Here is a 14,392-nt window from a genome sequence, read left to right as displayed (position 1 = left end):
AAATAAAATTAAAGTTATGAATGATGCAGTTCAAAGGAAGAGTTATGCGCTTCCTATCGCAATGATGTTTGCGTTATTTTTTATGATTGCCTTTGTTACAGGCTTGCAAAATCCACTTGGGTTGATTGTTAAGAACCAATTCCACACCAGCAATTTGCTGTCGCAGTTGGGTAACTTGGCAAACTTTATCGCTTATGCTTTTATGGGGATCCCAGCAGGGCTATTGTTGCAGCGTAAAGGCTATAAGACCACCGCTTTATTAGCCATATTAATAGGCTTTGTTGGTGTGGCGATTACTTTCCTTTCGGGTATAGCAGGTAGTTTTGGGGTATACCTTATGGGGGCTTTGGTATCGGGCTTCTCAATGTGTATGCTTAACACTGTGGTAAACCCAATGCTCAACACACTTGGTGGTGGTGGCAAATCGGGAAACCAGCTGTTGCAATTTGGTGGAGTGATTAACTCTACTGGGGCTACCTTGGCACCTGTGCTCGGCGGTTATTTAATTGGTACTATTAGTCAAGACACTTCAATTGCAAATGCCAACCCTGTGCTTTACTTAGCTATGGCTATTTTTGCATTGGCTTTCATTGTGCTCTATTTGGTAAAGATCCCTGAGCCTCATATTGTGAAGGACAAGGTAGTGGAAAAGAGTTCACATAGTCCACTTTCATTTAGGCACTTTGTGCTTGGTGCAGTGGCTATTTTCATATATGTGGGCGTAGAAGTGGGGATACCTAATATCTCTAACTTGTATATGACTGGTGAGCGCGGTATAGACACTACTATTGCGGGTTCTGTGGTAGGTACTTACTGGTTTTTGATGCTCTGTGGGCGTTTGCTCGGTGGGGTATTAGGTACAAAAATATCACCTAAGGCGATGCTTACCTTTGTGTCTTGCTTAGGAATGGTATTAGTGCTTTTAGCGATTTCATTACCAAAGGAAACAATGGTAGATATGCCTGTATTTCGTTCAGATATCTCATTTGGATTTGCTGACGTGCCGCTGGGAGTGATGCTTTTGGTGCTTTGCGGTTTGTGCACCTCAGTGATGTGGGGTGGTATCTTTAACCTCGCTACTGAGGGCTTAGGTAAATACACCGCTGCGGCTTCAGGTATCTTTATGGTGATGGTGTGTGGTGGTGGTATCCTTCCTGCTATCCAAGGAGCAGTTGCTGACGTAGCGGGCTATATGGAAAGTTTCTGGGTGATATTCATCGGTATGGCATTCATCCTTTACTTTGCCCTTATTGGTAGTAAAAATGTAAATAAAGATATCCCTATGGATTAGCTTTACAAACTAAGATTATAAATATAAAAAGGATTTTCAGTTTTTTCTGAAAGTCCTTTTTATTTACTCTTTTATCCAATTGGCTCTGTCGGCAGCACTATACGCCCACGGAGCGCCGTTATTCTCTATGTTGTTCATCATTGTGTTGAGTTCAGTAGGAGCTGCAGATTGCTCCATAACTAAGTACTGGCGTAGCTCCATAATGATCGAAAGCGGACTGATGCTGATAGGGCAGGCTTCCACACAAGCGTTGCAGGTAGTGCAAGCCCATAGCTCTTCAGGGGTAATGTAGTCGTGTAGCAATTGCTTGCCGTCGTCTTTAAAAGTGCCCTTATGGGTGTCAATATTCCTGCCGACTTCCTCTAAGCGATCGCGTGTTTTCATCATAATAGCACGAGGAGAGAGCAGTTTACCTGTCTGGTTGGCAGGACACTCATCGGTACATCTACCACACTCTGTGCACGTATAAGCGCTGAGGAGCTGCACCCAGCTCAGGTCTGTAACCTCCGAAGCACCAAATTTATCGGGAAGTGTCGTTTCTTCAGTAGGAGTAGCAAATGGGTCGGTATTAGGGTCGAGCATCATTCGCACTTCCTTTGTCACAGTCTCGTTTACCTTAAAAGCGCCTAAGGGTTTTACAGAGGCAAAATAGGTGTTTGGAAAAGCTAATATGATGTGCAGGTGCTTTGAGTAATAAAGGTAGTTCAAAAAGCATAATACCCCTGCAATATGTAGCCACCAGCACGTGCGTTCAATGATTATTAGAGTAGGGGAGGAGAGAGAGCTGAGCAGTGGCGTAATCAAGGTGCTGCTTATAGGAAAGTATCCAGCGGTGATATAATGACTCACGCCTAATTGTTGCAAGCGGTAGTCAGCGGCATTCATCACCAGAAAACAGAGCATTAGGGTGGTTTCTGCATATAGAATGAGGCTAGCGTCTTTTTTAGCCCAACCGTTTAGTTCTTTCTTTTGAAAGCGATTGATTTTTAATACATAACGCCGTATCCAGAATACTATGATTGCCACGATTACCAATAGGGCAAGTACTTCAAATGCTGCGATCAGCCCATTGTAAAGGCTGCCTAATGGGGCGAATACTCTATGGGTGCCGAAGATGCCGTCAATGATGATTTCAAGCATCTCTATGTTGATGATAAGGAACCCAGCATACACAAAGATGTGCAGCACACCAGCCACAGGCCGCACCACCATCTTGCGTTGCCCAAGAGCAATACGGAGCATATTTTTCAGTCGTATAGCCTTGTGATCTGATACGTCCTCTGCTTTCCCTAATCGGATATTCCGAATTAGTTTGCGGATATTGAAAATAAAAAAGCCTACCCCTGCACAGAGCAATATTATAAACAGTATGTTAGGGATAAGCCGTATCAATTTGTACGAGATTATTATTCAGTAGGTTGCTTTTTAGTTGCTGGGTCATCGGTAAGCTCATACGGCTGTGATTTCTTCCCGAAAACAGAGATATGCACATAGCGCTTAGGGTTTAAGCGCAAATCCTGCAATAGCAATTCCAATTGTTTAGATGAATTGTTTAAGTTTTTGTAGAGTGCTTCGTCTTTCATAAGTTTGCCCATAGTGCCCTTGCCAGCATCAATATTTGCGAGCATAGTGTTCAGTTCAGTGAGTGTTTTCTGTGCATCGGCAATCACTTTGTTGAGTTCTGCTTGCGAGAGCGATTCCGACACTTTGCTTAGGTCAGTGGTGATCTTATTGGCATTCTGCAAAGTAGCGTGTAAGTTCCCTTGGTTAGAGGCAATCATATTGTTGAGCGCCGCTGAGGCTTTGTTCAGGTTCTGCATTGTGCTGCTAAGCTCCTTGATAGCCTTCTTTAGTTCAGCACTTGTTTCAGCGTCAAGCACTTTGTTTACTCCTGTAAGGGTAGTGTCTGCTTGCGATAATAGCCTATTGAGCTTGTCCTGTGTGGGCTCTATTTTTGAGCCTATTGAGGCTAACATATCTTCAGCAAAGGATGATTTGAGCACATCTCCCGACTGTGCTATAGGGGCGTCGTCAAAGGCAGGGATAATTTGCAATCCCGCACCTCCTAAAAGGCTACTATAAATCTGCGCCTCACTGTTCTTTGAGAATGTAAAGTCAGTGCTGCACTCCATTGTTATTTTTATCTTTGCTGTCTTCTCTTCCAATTGCACTGCCTCTACCGAGCCCACTTTCACACCGTTCACAGTGATCTGTGTCCCTGTCTTAAGCCCGCCCGAATGGTCAAAGTAGGCGTAGTAGGTGTTACTCCTTCCGAATAATGACTTTGACTTCAGAAAGTTAAATCCTATAAAAAAACAAACAATCCCAACTACTACAATTAGGGCTACTTTGATCTCTCTTGATATTTTCATTGATTTATTATTAATGTTTTACTTTTCTAAACGTTTCGCTTCCTCCACAGTGATGCGCTTCCCCTCTGAATAGGCTGCTATGTAAGCGTCTTTATACCCTTTTTTTTTTGCCTTAGCAAGCAAGGCTAAGGCTTCCCTATGGGTGGTGGCTTTTCCGTAGTAATACACAAATACCCTCCCCATCTTTTCTACTGAGATAGGTGCAAGCCCACTGAAGTTATACCCCTTGAGCTCTAAGCGCTTAGGGCTTGATGATATTTGCACTTTGTAAATGACGTTGCTATCTTTGGTAGCCTCTCTACCAGCTGAAGCTCTGCCTTGCCTTACGCCACTGCTGCGAGTGCTATCTCTTGATGAAATATCCTCATCAGAAGGGGTGTACGAACTCTTAGCCTCCAGCCATTTTTTGTAAGCAATGATGGCATTGGCTATATTTTCAGCAAACTCCTCTTGACCTTTAGCCGAAAGCAGGTAAGCGCGCTCCGTGTCATTGGTTATGAAGGCCGTCTCTATCAAGATGCTCGGCATATACGTCTGGTGAAGAACGATAAACCCTGCTTGGCGCACCCCTCGGTTACTGCGTTTCATCACCGTAGTGAGGTTGTTCTGCACCAATTTCGCCAGCTGAATGCTCTGCTCTAAGAACTCCTCTTGCATTATAGAAAGCCCGATAATTGACTCTGGCGAATTGATATTATACTTAGCGTACTTTTTCTTGTAATCATCTTCCAAATAGATAACCGAGTTCTCAGCCTTCGCCACCTCAAAGTTCTGGCGGTTGGCGTGCAGCCCCAGCACGTACGTTTCGGCGCCATCCACTTGCGTTTCGTGAGCGTTACAGTGCACCGATACGAAGATGTCCGCTTTGTTCCTATTGGCAATTGCCCCCCGCTCATATAGGTCGATAAACACATCCGTCTTGCGTGTATAGATCACTTTGATGTCGGGGTGTTCCTCCAGCTTTTTACCGACGAGCAGCACTATTTTCAGCGCTATATCTTTCTCAAAAACTTTTCCTTTAGCTACTTTACCAGGATCCTTGCCACCGTGCCCCGCATCCAAAACCACTTTGAACACAGATGCTTTCTGCGCATAACCCACACTGAGGGGCGCACACAACAATAGGATAAGTATATTATATAATAATCTCATTCAATACAAGACTTTTATGTTTCAAAAACCAATAGCCACACCAACAGCTATCAGGGCGCAAAGATACGTATTTTAGTTTAAACGGCAAACACTCAGTACATTTTAACAACAAAATAACAACTCAGCTAAACACTTGCTATACCGCTTTTGATAGTGTATCTATTAGTAAATCAATCTCTTGCATAGTGTTGTAGCTGTGTAGACAAACTCGTAGCCGTTCCTCTCCCTTCGGCACTGTTGGCGAGAGGATGGGCAGTACACCTAAGCCCTTTGCTTGCAACTGTGTAGCAACACCCTTTACGTAGTCATTACCAGAGAGTACAACCGCCTGAATGGCTGATTCTGAGGGTATAAAGCGAGGTAATTGACGCTTCTCCAACTCCGATTTGAAGTAGTGAATATTCCCCTTCAATGCCTCCGATGCAGTTGTTGTCCTCAGCAGCTGGTAGCCCGCTAAAATCGTAGCGACAGCGTGCGGTGCCATCGCTGTAGTGTAGATAAACGACCTCGAAAAATTCACTAAGTACTCCTTCACTTCCTTTGTAGAAACTACCGCTGCCCCGTGGGCTCCCAAGCCTTTCCCAAAGGTGACGATACGCGCCAGCACCCTGTCCTCCAACCCTAATGCCTGTACCAAACCCGAGCCGTTTTCGCCGAAAACACCTATTGCGTGGGCTTCGTCTATAGCGATGTGCGCCCCATATTGTGAGGCTAATTCACACATTCTCAGTAGGTCAGGGCTATCGCCGTCCATCGAGAATACACTCTCTGTGGCGATGAGCACCGACTTGCCTCCTCCTGCAAACTTCTGCAACAAAGCCTCTAAATGATCCAAATCGTTGTGCCTGAACTTGTACGACTGGGCTTGGCTGAGTGAAATCCCATCGCGGATCGAAGCGTGGCTATAACTGTCGTACAGCAACACATCACCCCGCTGCAAGATACACGAGAAGAACCCCACATTCGCATCGTAGCCAGAGTTGTACAACAGCGCCGCCTCCGCCTTGTGCGCCCCAGCGATATACGCCTCCGTATCCTCAAATATAGGCGCATTCCCTGAAAGCAATCGCGAGCCTGTCGCACCGTTCGCCTGCTTATACCCCTCCAGAATCATTGATGATAAGCCTCTTAGCTCATCCGATGCTGAAAACCCAATATAGTCATTTGAGTAAAAATCTACTGCAAAATCGCGCACTTGCAACCTGCGGAGCGCATTGTGTGCCTTGCGCTCAGCCAACTTTCTTGAAATATGTTCCATACACATTGATATACTGCTTATTGACTTATTGCAAACCCACTCTTTCGCCTTGCCTAAAAAATAAATTCGAAAGCACTGCCCTAACGAACCGATAACGGATGCGTAACGAAGCCTTACACGTTCAGACGCATTTCAATCCTAAAAATAATTTTGACAAGCAGCCTTTGGGTTTGCAAAAAAGTATTACTTTTGCAAAAGTAAAGAATTTATAGCTAATGAACAAAATTATTATCGCCATTGATGGGCATTCATCAACGGGCAAGAGTACCACTGCTAAGGCGGTGGCAAAAGCCTTGGGCTACGTCTATATTGATACAGGTGCGATGTATCGTGCTGCTACACTGATTGCTATCCGCAAAGGGCTCATCGCCCTCGCTGGGGTAGCACAACCTGATGGCTCCACCGAGACCTTCACTCACATCGATGCCGACAGCCTGCTTGCCGCATTAAAAAAATCGCAGCTTACCTTCAAGTACAATCCCGATTTGGGCTATGCCGAACTCTTTTTAGATGGAGAGAACATAGAGAAAGAAATCCGCAGTCTCGAGGTAGCCAACGCCGTGAGTGAAGTAGCCAAGCTGCCTGCGGTGCGCGCTTTTCTGGTAGACCTACAGCGCGAGATGGGCAAAGCCAAAGGCGTAGTGATGGACGGGCGTGATATAGGCACAGTAGTATTCCCCGATGCCGAATTGAAGATCTTTATGACCGCCTCTGAGCAAATCCGTGCCGAGCGCCGTTTTAAGGAGCTCCAAGCTAAAGACCCTTCGGTGCACTTTGCCGATGTGCTTGCCAACATTCAGCACCGCGACCACCTCGATTCCACTCGCATAGAGTCGCCCTTGCGCAAAGCTCCCGATGCCGTAGTGATCGACAACTCCAATATGACTATCGACGAGCAGGTACAGGCAATACTCAATAAAGCACAAGCCTAATACCCATAGATAATTTGAGCAGCTACCCAATCCCTTATAAAGCAAAGCCCATAAGCTATTAACCTATGGGCTTTGCTTTTTTTAAGCCATTATTTCTTCTGAAATAACAGCTATTTTCCCTCATTGCGGTACTGTCTGAGTTGATTTTCCTTTACCTCGTATCGGTTAACTTTGCCAAGCATATCAACAAAAATTCTCCCATCGTCTAATTCACTTATTTCTGTACCCCCTACATTCGATGTTGAGAAAGTCTTTTTAATGTAATCAAATTCGTATTGACCCAATCAATATATTCGCAGAACTCTTTCCTTGAAAAGTTTTATCTTGCTTGAAGGTTATTGTAAAGCACTCAGGGCATTCCTTTTCTGAAGGTGTTGCCTCGCGCAAAGCCCCGTTCTCTACAAAACCTACTAACCGTCACGTTCCTAATAGGTCGGTAGGTGTGGTGCTATCATTCTCTTTCTTGCACCCCATTGCTGCCGCAATCATTAGTGCTATCAAAACTAATCTTTTCATAAATCAAAAAAATTAAAACCTATGAACTTCTTTTATTACCCAAGATCTCTCAGGTAATTTTTTAACTACAATACCATATACAAATTCATCGGGCTGAGTAGCCAATCCACTAATTTCAACAGTAAAAATATATTTTCCTTCTGTTTCTTTCTTGAAATTAAAGTCAAAATTAGCCAAATTTGGATAGCTGTCATAACCCAAAATCAAAGTTTGTGTTGAAAAATCTATATCCTTTAAGTCTTTTGAGGCATTCACCCATTTTTTTGATAACAAATTATACAAATATTCTTCTTCATTTATTACCATCACCCTGCCAAGTGGAAAATTAATTGTGTCAGGATACATTTTAGGCAATTCTTTGATGATAAGATCTTCCTCTTTAGTTAAATTCCTAATACTTTTTAAGTGTATTTGGTCATAATTTACTTCTCCTCGAAATCCACATCGATAAGGTTCTATCAATTTTGTATATGTGATTATCACTTTTTGCTTATTAATCTTATATTCACTTGGTAAATTATCAGCATATACATAATTAGATTCTATTTTCAGAAGCCAACCGCAACCATCCACTGCAGGGCTTCCACCATCTATTACTTTCGCAGTAGTTGTATATACATACTCAGGGGTATACTCTTTCTTGCACCCCATTGCCGTAGCAATCAACAGTGCTATCAAAACTAATCTTTTCATAATACTATAATTTAATCATTAAACGTATATTCTATTTTCTTAGTTGTCTTAGGCAGTTTTAGAACACAAAAAGGCTGATTCATAACAGCTCCTATTCTATGCAATATTTTTCCTGAAATCTTTATCTGATGCTCTGTTTCTATCACTTTTGTAATTTCAATGTCAGAGGGTCCTGAGCCTAATACCTTCCAAAATATTGCCACAACGCTATACTGCTCAAAATTGACCTTTGTTTCTGAAAAATACTTTGAGACATCGTTATTTGTACTCATCTTTTTGATAAGTTCATCAAGCTCCTTTTGTGAGGTAACAATTAATTCTTGTTGGGCAATTCCTTCCCTGCCATTGCTATATAGCTGTCCTTTTCCAATGATTACAGGAGTAGGTTCCTTTTCTGTAAAGGTATCATTTTTACTACAACCGCACCCCATTGCTGCCGCAATCAGTAGTGCTATCAATATTACTCTTTTCATATCTTTTTAATTTTTAAAATGATTATTCTACGAAATCCTACACGATTTCTGCTACAAAAATAAGGTTCCTCTCCTTCAATATATGTAATACGTACTCTTAAGTTATCAATCTTAAAACCTTCTTCTAATCTTTCTGCATAGACCTTTTCATTATTGATATCTATAAGCCAACCGCACAAATCTACTCTTGGGTCACCACCATCTATTACAGTAGCCTCAGTTGTAAAAGTCCGTATATTGTTACACGAACAATCTTCATCCTTCTTGCACCCCATTGCTGCCGCAATCAGTAGTGCTATCAATATTACTCTTTTCATAAATCTAAAATGCTAAAATTTGCTGTAAAGGTACAAAAAACGCTTGCAAAACACAAACGTTTTGCAAAGAAAATTTTGTTATATTTCACAAATATAAGTGAATCAGTATTTTAGTTAGATAGCAGGAATCGCAAAAGCCTATTTTACAAACTATATTAAATTACAATCCATTTTTGTATTACATTGTTGTAATCTATATATGGATAAATGTATATTTTCTAATAAATATTCTTTACATTGGAATTAATTTTTACTTTCCCTGATTTTTATAGATAAGCACCTTCTAAAATAGGTAGTTTCATCCTATACTGTTCCTATACTCATCCTACACTCTTCCTATACTGATCCTATGGAAAAGTATTTTTTACTGTTGTAAAATGGTGATAAATGCACCTTGCATCATTATACAATTTTCAGTGATAAACAGGCAACAGGAGGTACGAAATGCTTAAATGTGCTATTTTATTGCCGATGGTTGAATGCTTATTCGTTTCTAAATTACATAATCTGCATTGTCCATTATAAATAATTTTGTACTTTTGCCCCCGAAAAATAAGAAGAATTATGAGTGAAACACGTCATAACTGGACAAAAGAAGAGGTGATGGAAATCTACAACCGCCCTCTGATGGACTTGCTCTACGAGGCTGCTACAGTCCACCGTAAATATCATGATCCCAATACAGTACAGGTATCAACCCTGCTTTCTATTAAAACGGGCGGCTGCTCTGAGGACTGCGCCTATTGCTCGCAATCGGCACGCTACGACACCAGCGTAAAGGTTGAGCACGATATGATGACCGTCCCTCACGTAAAGGCGCAAGCCCTACGCGCTAAGGCATCAGGTGCCTCGCGTGTGTGTATGGGTGCCGCTTGGCGCAACGTAAAAGATGGACCCGAGTTCGAAGATGTGCTCGAGATGGTGCGCACCATCAACAAGCTCGATATGGAAGTGTGCTGCACCCTTGGTATGATCACTGAGAACCAAGCACAACGCCTCGCCGAAGCGGGACTATACGCCTATAACCACAATCTCGATACCTCTGAGGATTATTATAAGGAAATTATCTCAACCCGTAGTTATGAAGACCGCCTCAAAACCATTGAGAACGTCCGTAAGACGAGCATCACGGTGTGTAGCGGCGGCATCATTGGTATGGGTGAAAGCCTTGAAGATAGGGCGAGTATGCTCGTTGCCCTCTCCACGCTCAACCCACAACCAGAGTCGGTGCCCATTAACGCCTTAGTGCCTATTGAGGGGACACCTTTAGAGGAGCTTCCTCCCGTAGAGGTGTGGGACTTAGTGCGAATGATTGCCACAGCCCGTATCGTAATGCCCGAAACCCAAGTGCGCCTATCGGCAGGTCGTACCCAGATGAGCCCTGAGGGACAAGCGATGTGCTTCTTCGCAGGGGCAAACTCCATCTTCGCAGGTGATAAGCTGCTCACCACGCCCAACCCCGACATCAACGCCGATATGCAGATGCTCAAAGCACTCGGTATGCGCTTGCAAAAGCCATTTGAGACGCATCCACACCCCACCACTGTTGAGGCTTGCGACTCACAGTTCCCTTCATTGGGTGAAAAGCCTAAATGGTCGCGCCCTACGCATACCATTGAGCGCAATCAGGAGAAATATAAAATTAAGAAGTGAGAAATAAGGAATTAGTAATCAGAGGGCAGAAATTAGCAATAAATAATCAGAATACGCCTCCCACACTTTCTGATCTCTCCCCTCTGATTTCTGACTCCTACGCTCTAATCCCTAACCACTAATCATTAAGAAAATGTTAATCAAGAAAGTAAATGGAAAGCAACCAACCTTCGGGGAAGGTTGCTTTTTTGCTGAGAATGCCATCCTCACAGGCGACGTCAGCTTAGGCGATAACTGCACCGTGTGGTATAATGCCGTCATCCGTGGCGATGTCAATAGCATCACCATTGGCAACAACACCAATATCCAAGATGGGGTGATTATCCACGCTACCTATCAGAAGCACGCTACCTCCATTGGCAATAATGTCTCTATTGGTCACGGGGCAATTGTGCACGGCTGCACTATTGAAGATGAGGTACTCATAGGTATGGGTAGCATCGTAATGGACGGTTGTTTGGTGGAAGAAGGCAGTATTGTTGCTGCAGGAGCCGTAGTTACCGAGGGTACACACATTGAGCGTGGTAGTATCTATGCAGGTGTACCCGCTAAAAAAGTAAAAGAGGTAAGCGATGCACAACGAAGCCTCATCGAACGCACTGCGGAGAACTACCCCAAATACGCTTCGTGGATTGAATAGCAGCGTTAAAGTAAATGAAATATATTTTTAGTAGAAAAATATTACTTTGTAAATACTTGATTAACAATGCTTAGAAAATAAAGTTTAAAATAATTCTAAATAGTCCTTGTCAGAATAAAAAAGATTATTACCTTTGCATCGTTGTTAGTAAGCAAACCAGTGCCGTGAGGTGTTTCTGTTTGCAGCAAAGAGTAATATATGTAGTGTTTTTATATTCCCTTTGCAGATTCACTATGAAGAAAATATCCTTTTTAGTGTTTTTAATCGTTGTTATTATTCTTCCTCTTCATAAGTGAATTAGTTAGTTTTAAGTAAAAAAGTCCGCCAACTTCGGCGGACTTTTATAGTTTATAAATGAGTGTATTAGTTATTAGCTACAAAACTTTACAATATATTTACAACTTTATATTTGTACCTTATGGGCTTATTGATGTACCTTTGCAACGTGAAATAAAGGGTATACCTAAGTTCTTTGACATAGTGAAAAACACACTGCTTTTGCCCTTGCTTAGAATGGATAGTTAATGCCAAAGTTAAATACCATATCTTTGAGATTCATACTTTTAAACCATCTATTGCCTAATTCATAAGCAGGATCATAGATTTTGTTGCCAATATCTAAGCGTATCACAAAGAAATTAAAATCATATCGAAAACCTAAACCACTGCTCACCCCTATGTCCTTCAGTGATGAGAGTCCTTTGAACTTAAATTCCTCAAAACGAGTGTCATCAGCTACATTCCAGATGTTACCTGCATCGGCAAAAAGCGCTCCTTTGAGTTGCCCTAATATAGGGAAGCGAAATTCTGCATTAAGAGTAAGTTTCATATTGGCTTCGTTGTAATCAAGTATAGAGTTGCTCGACCCAGGACCCAAGCGGTAGGCTCTCCATCCACGGTTATCACTCGTCCCCCTGCAAAGTAACTCTGTGAAAAGGGAATATTGCTCGAGTTACCATACGGAATAGCAATCCCAAAGAACGTACGGAAAGCCATATAGCTCTGTCGCCCCACAGGCAAGTGCTTGATATAGTCGAGCTCACCTTTTACGAATTGTGCGTATTCCACCCCGAGGAGCTTATTCTTGTTGTTATCGGTTTTCACCACGTTGTACGTAGTTGCCAAGGCGTTGAGCAACCCACCTGCAGCCTCTGCCTTCATACGGAACTGCCAAAAGTCATTCTGGAAGAACTGAGAGCTATTGTTGAAGATATACGTAAAACTGGTCGATACAATAAAGTCGTTATTAGTAAGGCGGTTATAGCGCTCAAGCACCCCAAGAGTCGGGCGATAGTCAGCGGTCTGCAGAGTGATATTTCCATTAAAAACATCTTGCATAAAGCGGAAAGTTCCCTCATTAGGCGTAAGGTCACCGCGAGCATCTACATAAGTACTACCTAAGTTGTAGTTGCGAGCAATATCATTAAGCCGTTCATAGGTACTTTGGTAGATATTAAAAAAGTTCCCTGGGTTCAGGTTGTTCACGTACTGCACGTTGAAAAGGTCGAAAATCACTCTGTCTTTACGTTTGCGTGGATTCCAAACATAGCGCAGCACCCCTGAGGTCGTACGCTTATCCAGCCCAATATTCGTTTGGTAGCTCATCCCCACTTGGAAGATGGTCTGTGGGGTCATATAGTAAGGAATGAGTCTACCCGTATTGATGGGAAAAAGAATAGAGGGAAAAATGAGCTTGACATCACCACTAATCTCAGAGGTGTTGAAAAAGCGAGTGTCTCTAAGGGTCGGTTGCGAGGCAAAAGCACCCTGCAAACCTACCTCTAATATTTCAGCCCCACGGAATACATTGCGAGCAGAGAAGGTAGTCCCTAAGCCAAAACCAATAGCTTCTATCTCTGAGCGCTTCACCTCTTGAGTAAGCCTGAGTGAGAACTTCTCTAAAGGAGTAAGGTAAATGTGTGCATCCAGCTTATTTTGAAGGCTATCGCCTTTGGTGTATTTGTATTCAATAGTAGGATAGCGAAATATCCGTAAGTTGTTGATTTGTCGATAGGTGTTACTGCGGTCAGTATCTGAGTACAGACGCCCAGCACGCATTGCAGCTGCGTGGGCGAGGATCTTAATGCGGTAGTGTAGCTTATCCTTGTAGTAAACTACTAAGTTGCTGTAAACAATGGAGTCGAGCTTTGAAGGGTCCTCCTTAGCATCGTAGTCAGTGTGGAGATACACCCTATTGATATAGTGAATCTTATAGGGTTTTGTAGTGATAACATCGCCATCGCGCTCCACAAGGTCGCCTATAGTTGTCTTTACATTGATCTTACGGTCGCCTTGCTTCTGCACAGTGTCGCGTTGCACCTCAAAGTTAATAGAGTTTTGCTGAAAGGTATAGAACCCATTATTGCGGAATAGCTCGTAAAGCCTTGAGCGTTCCCCAGCGAAGTTAGTCAACTGGTAATGCTCTCCCCTCTTTAATAGCGATTTATTCTGATGAAGCTCGTATATTGAGTCAATCTCAGCGGAACTAATCGCAGTACTGAGACTATCAATATAGTACCTATCTCCCGACTGGATATAGTAGTCTACTTCCGCTCTTCTTTCCTGCCCCTTGGGGTTTAGCACGATCGTATCCTTCACTTTTGCATTAAAATAGCCAATGCTGTTGTAGTAAGCCCCCAAGCGCTTACTTGAGTTGCTTACCTTAGCAGTATCCAATATAGCTGGGGCTTCACCAATACGTTGTAACTGTTTGCTAAGCCCAGATACTAAGAAAGATTTGCCTAAGCGCCCCACTTGTTTTTTAGAGAGTGTTTTATTTAGGAAGTTATGCCAACGAGGGTGATTGTCAAGCCATTGCCAATATTCTTGCTCAGCCTTAGGATTACCCAAATTGTAGATATAAAGACTCACAGGCATACCTAAAATGTATGAATTAGGCTTTTGTAAAATAAAATTATTTACCTTTGCATCCTCAGTCCTTGTTCCGTTGAGGTAAGTGCGATTTTCCCTCAGAAGGTACTCGTTTTTAGGCACGCGCTTAGTGGCATCACAGGCTGTCAGTAGTGCAAATAGCCCGATGAATAAAGCAATAACAGCTATATGTAAATGATATCGTTTCACAAAGTTTTGTTTTT

General features: G+C 42.7%; 13 protein-coding genes. 4 read left to right on the top strand and 9 right to left on the bottom strand.

Annotated elements, in window-relative coordinates; genetic code table 11:
- Nucleotides 1-16: 16 nt before the first annotated feature.
- Nucleotides 17-1,291 carry an MFS transporter gene (locus tag AXF12_RS09085; RefSeq protein WP_066430457.1) on the top strand — a complete coding sequence of 425 codons (1,275 nt, stop codon included), beginning with the start codon at nucleotides 17-19 and terminating at the stop codon, nucleotides 1,289-1,291.
- A gap of 63 nt (nucleotides 1,292-1,354) precedes the next feature.
- Here AXF12_RS09085 and AXF12_RS09080 read toward each other — a convergent pair whose 3' ends face one another.
- The 4 genes from AXF12_RS09080 to AXF12_RS09065 all read right to left on the bottom strand — a co-directional run bounded on the left by AXF12_RS09080 (nucleotide 1,355) and on the right by AXF12_RS09065 (nucleotide 6,073).
- Entirely contained in the window at nucleotides 1,355-2,680 is a 1,326-nt protein-coding gene (locus AXF12_RS09080; RefSeq protein ID WP_066431941.1) for a 4Fe-4S dicluster domain-containing protein, read from the bottom strand.
- 17 nt (nucleotides 2,681-2,697) lie between these two features.
- On the bottom strand, nucleotides 2,698-3,663 hold the full coding sequence (locus AXF12_RS09075; RefSeq protein ID WP_066430456.1) for an MlaD family protein: 966 nt from the start codon (nucleotides 3,661-3,663) through the stop codon (nucleotides 2,698-2,700).
- Nucleotides 3,664-3,681: 18 nt separating this feature from the next.
- Nucleotides 3,682-4,815: an N-acetylmuramoyl-L-alanine amidase family protein gene (locus AXF12_RS09070; RefSeq protein ID WP_066430454.1), complete on the bottom strand. Its 1,134-nt coding sequence runs from the start codon at nucleotides 4,813-4,815 to the stop codon at nucleotides 3,682-3,684.
- A gap of 136 nt (nucleotides 4,816-4,951) precedes the next feature.
- Nucleotides 4,952-6,073, bottom strand: a complete 1,122-nt coding sequence (locus AXF12_RS09065) for an aminotransferase class I/II-fold pyridoxal phosphate-dependent enzyme (protein ID WP_066430453.1) — start codon at nucleotides 6,071-6,073, stop codon at nucleotides 4,952-4,954.
- A gap of 215 nt (nucleotides 6,074-6,288) precedes the next feature.
- Here AXF12_RS09065 and cmk point away from each other — a divergent pair, with 215 nt between their 5' ends.
- Complete coding sequence (gene cmk / locus AXF12_RS09060; RefSeq protein WP_066430451.1) at nucleotides 6,289-7,005, top strand: (d)CMP kinase; 717 nt, start codon at nucleotides 6,289-6,291, stop codon at nucleotides 7,003-7,005.
- Between the two features lie 528 nt (nucleotides 7,006-7,533).
- Here the strand turns inward: cmk and AXF12_RS09055 are convergent.
- From AXF12_RS09055 to AXF12_RS09045, 3 genes are read right to left on the bottom strand one after another with little or no spacing between them, the layout of a single operon-like run.
- Entirely contained in the window at nucleotides 7,534-8,214 is a 681-nt protein-coding gene (locus tag AXF12_RS09055; RefSeq protein ID WP_066430449.1) for a hypothetical protein, read from the bottom strand.
- Nucleotides 8,215-8,225: 11 nt separating this feature from the next.
- A complete protein-coding gene (locus AXF12_RS09050) occupies nucleotides 8,226-8,687 on the bottom strand; it encodes a hypothetical protein (protein WP_066430447.1) in 462 nt (153 codons plus the stop codon).
- The gene (locus AXF12_RS09045) at nucleotides 8,684-9,004 is read right to left on the bottom strand and encodes a hypothetical protein (protein WP_066430444.1); all 321 of its coding nucleotides are present in this window, start codon (nucleotides 9,002-9,004) and stop codon (nucleotides 8,684-8,686) included. Before AXF12_RS09045 ends, AXF12_RS09050 begins: the two co-directional genes overlap by 4 nt.
- Before the next feature lie 564 nt (nucleotides 9,005-9,568).
- Here AXF12_RS09045 and bioB point away from each other — a divergent pair.
- Nucleotides 9,569-10,657: a biotin synthase BioB gene (gene bioB / locus AXF12_RS09040; RefSeq protein ID WP_066430442.1), complete on the top strand. Its 1,089-nt coding sequence runs from the start codon at nucleotides 9,569-9,571 to the stop codon at nucleotides 10,655-10,657.
- A gap of 133 nt (nucleotides 10,658-10,790) precedes the next feature.
- Complete coding sequence (locus AXF12_RS09035; RefSeq protein ID WP_066430441.1) at nucleotides 10,791-11,297, top strand: gamma carbonic anhydrase family protein; 507 nt, start codon at nucleotides 10,791-10,793, stop codon at nucleotides 11,295-11,297.
- Between the two features lie 508 nt (nucleotides 11,298-11,805).
- Here the strand turns inward: AXF12_RS09035 and AXF12_RS12755 are convergent.
- Together AXF12_RS12755 and tamL are read right to left on the bottom strand one after the other, a co-directional pair.
- A complete protein-coding gene (locus tag AXF12_RS12755) occupies nucleotides 11,806-12,174 on the bottom strand; it encodes a BamA/TamA family outer membrane protein (RefSeq protein WP_470256358.1) in 369 nt (122 codons plus the stop codon).
- Nucleotides 12,123-14,378 (bottom strand): translocation and assembly module lipoprotein TamL, encoded by a 2,256-nt coding sequence (gene tamL / locus AXF12_RS09030; protein ID WP_470256355.1) that lies wholly within the window; start codon nucleotides 14,376-14,378, stop codon nucleotides 12,123-12,125. Before tamL ends, AXF12_RS12755 begins: the two co-directional genes overlap by 52 nt.
- Between the last annotated feature and the right edge of the window lie 14 nt (nucleotides 14,379-14,392).

It is taken from the genome of Capnocytophaga haemolytica, from assembly GCF_001553545.1.
Classification (GTDB): Bacteria; Bacteroidota; Bacteroidia; order Flavobacteriales; family Flavobacteriaceae; genus Capnocytophaga; species Capnocytophaga haemolytica.
Note: the sequence above shows the minus strand (reverse complement) of the source record. Positions and strands in the feature narration are given on the sequence as shown.

Bases quoted from the DNA above. Each gene is read 5' to 3' on its own strand.
- AXF12_RS09085 (WP_066430457.1), top strand. From the start codon at position 17: ATGAATGATGCAGTTCAAAGGAAGAGTTATGCGCTTCCTATCGCAATG.
- AXF12_RS09075 (WP_066430456.1), bottom strand. From the start codon at position 3,663: ATGAAAATATCAAGAGAGATCAAAGTAGCCCTAATTGTAGTAGTTGGG.
- AXF12_RS09070 (WP_066430454.1), bottom strand. From the start codon at position 4,815: ATGAGATTATTATATAATATACTTATCCTATTGTTGTGTGCGCCCCTC.
- AXF12_RS09065 (WP_066430453.1), bottom strand. From the start codon at position 6,073: ATGGAACATATTTCAAGAAAGTTGGCTGAGCGCAAGGCACACAATGCG.
- cmk (WP_066430451.1), top strand. From the start codon at position 6,289: ATGAACAAAATTATTATCGCCATTGATGGGCATTCATCAACGGGCAAG.
- AXF12_RS09055 (WP_066430449.1), bottom strand. From the start codon at position 8,214: ATGAAAAGATTAGTTTTGATAGCACTGTTGATTGCTACGGCAATGGGG.
- AXF12_RS09050 (WP_066430447.1), bottom strand. From the start codon at position 8,687: ATGAAAAGAGTAATATTGATAGCACTACTGATTGCGGCAGCAATGGGG.
- AXF12_RS09045 (WP_066430444.1), bottom strand. From the start codon at position 9,004: ATGAAAAGAGTAATATTGATAGCACTACTGATTGCGGCAGCAATGGGG.
- bioB (WP_066430442.1), top strand. From the start codon at position 9,569: ATGAGTGAAACACGTCATAACTGGACAAAAGAAGAGGTGATGGAAATC.
- AXF12_RS09035 (WP_066430441.1), top strand. From the start codon at position 10,791: ATGTTAATCAAGAAAGTAAATGGAAAGCAACCAACCTTCGGGGAAGGT.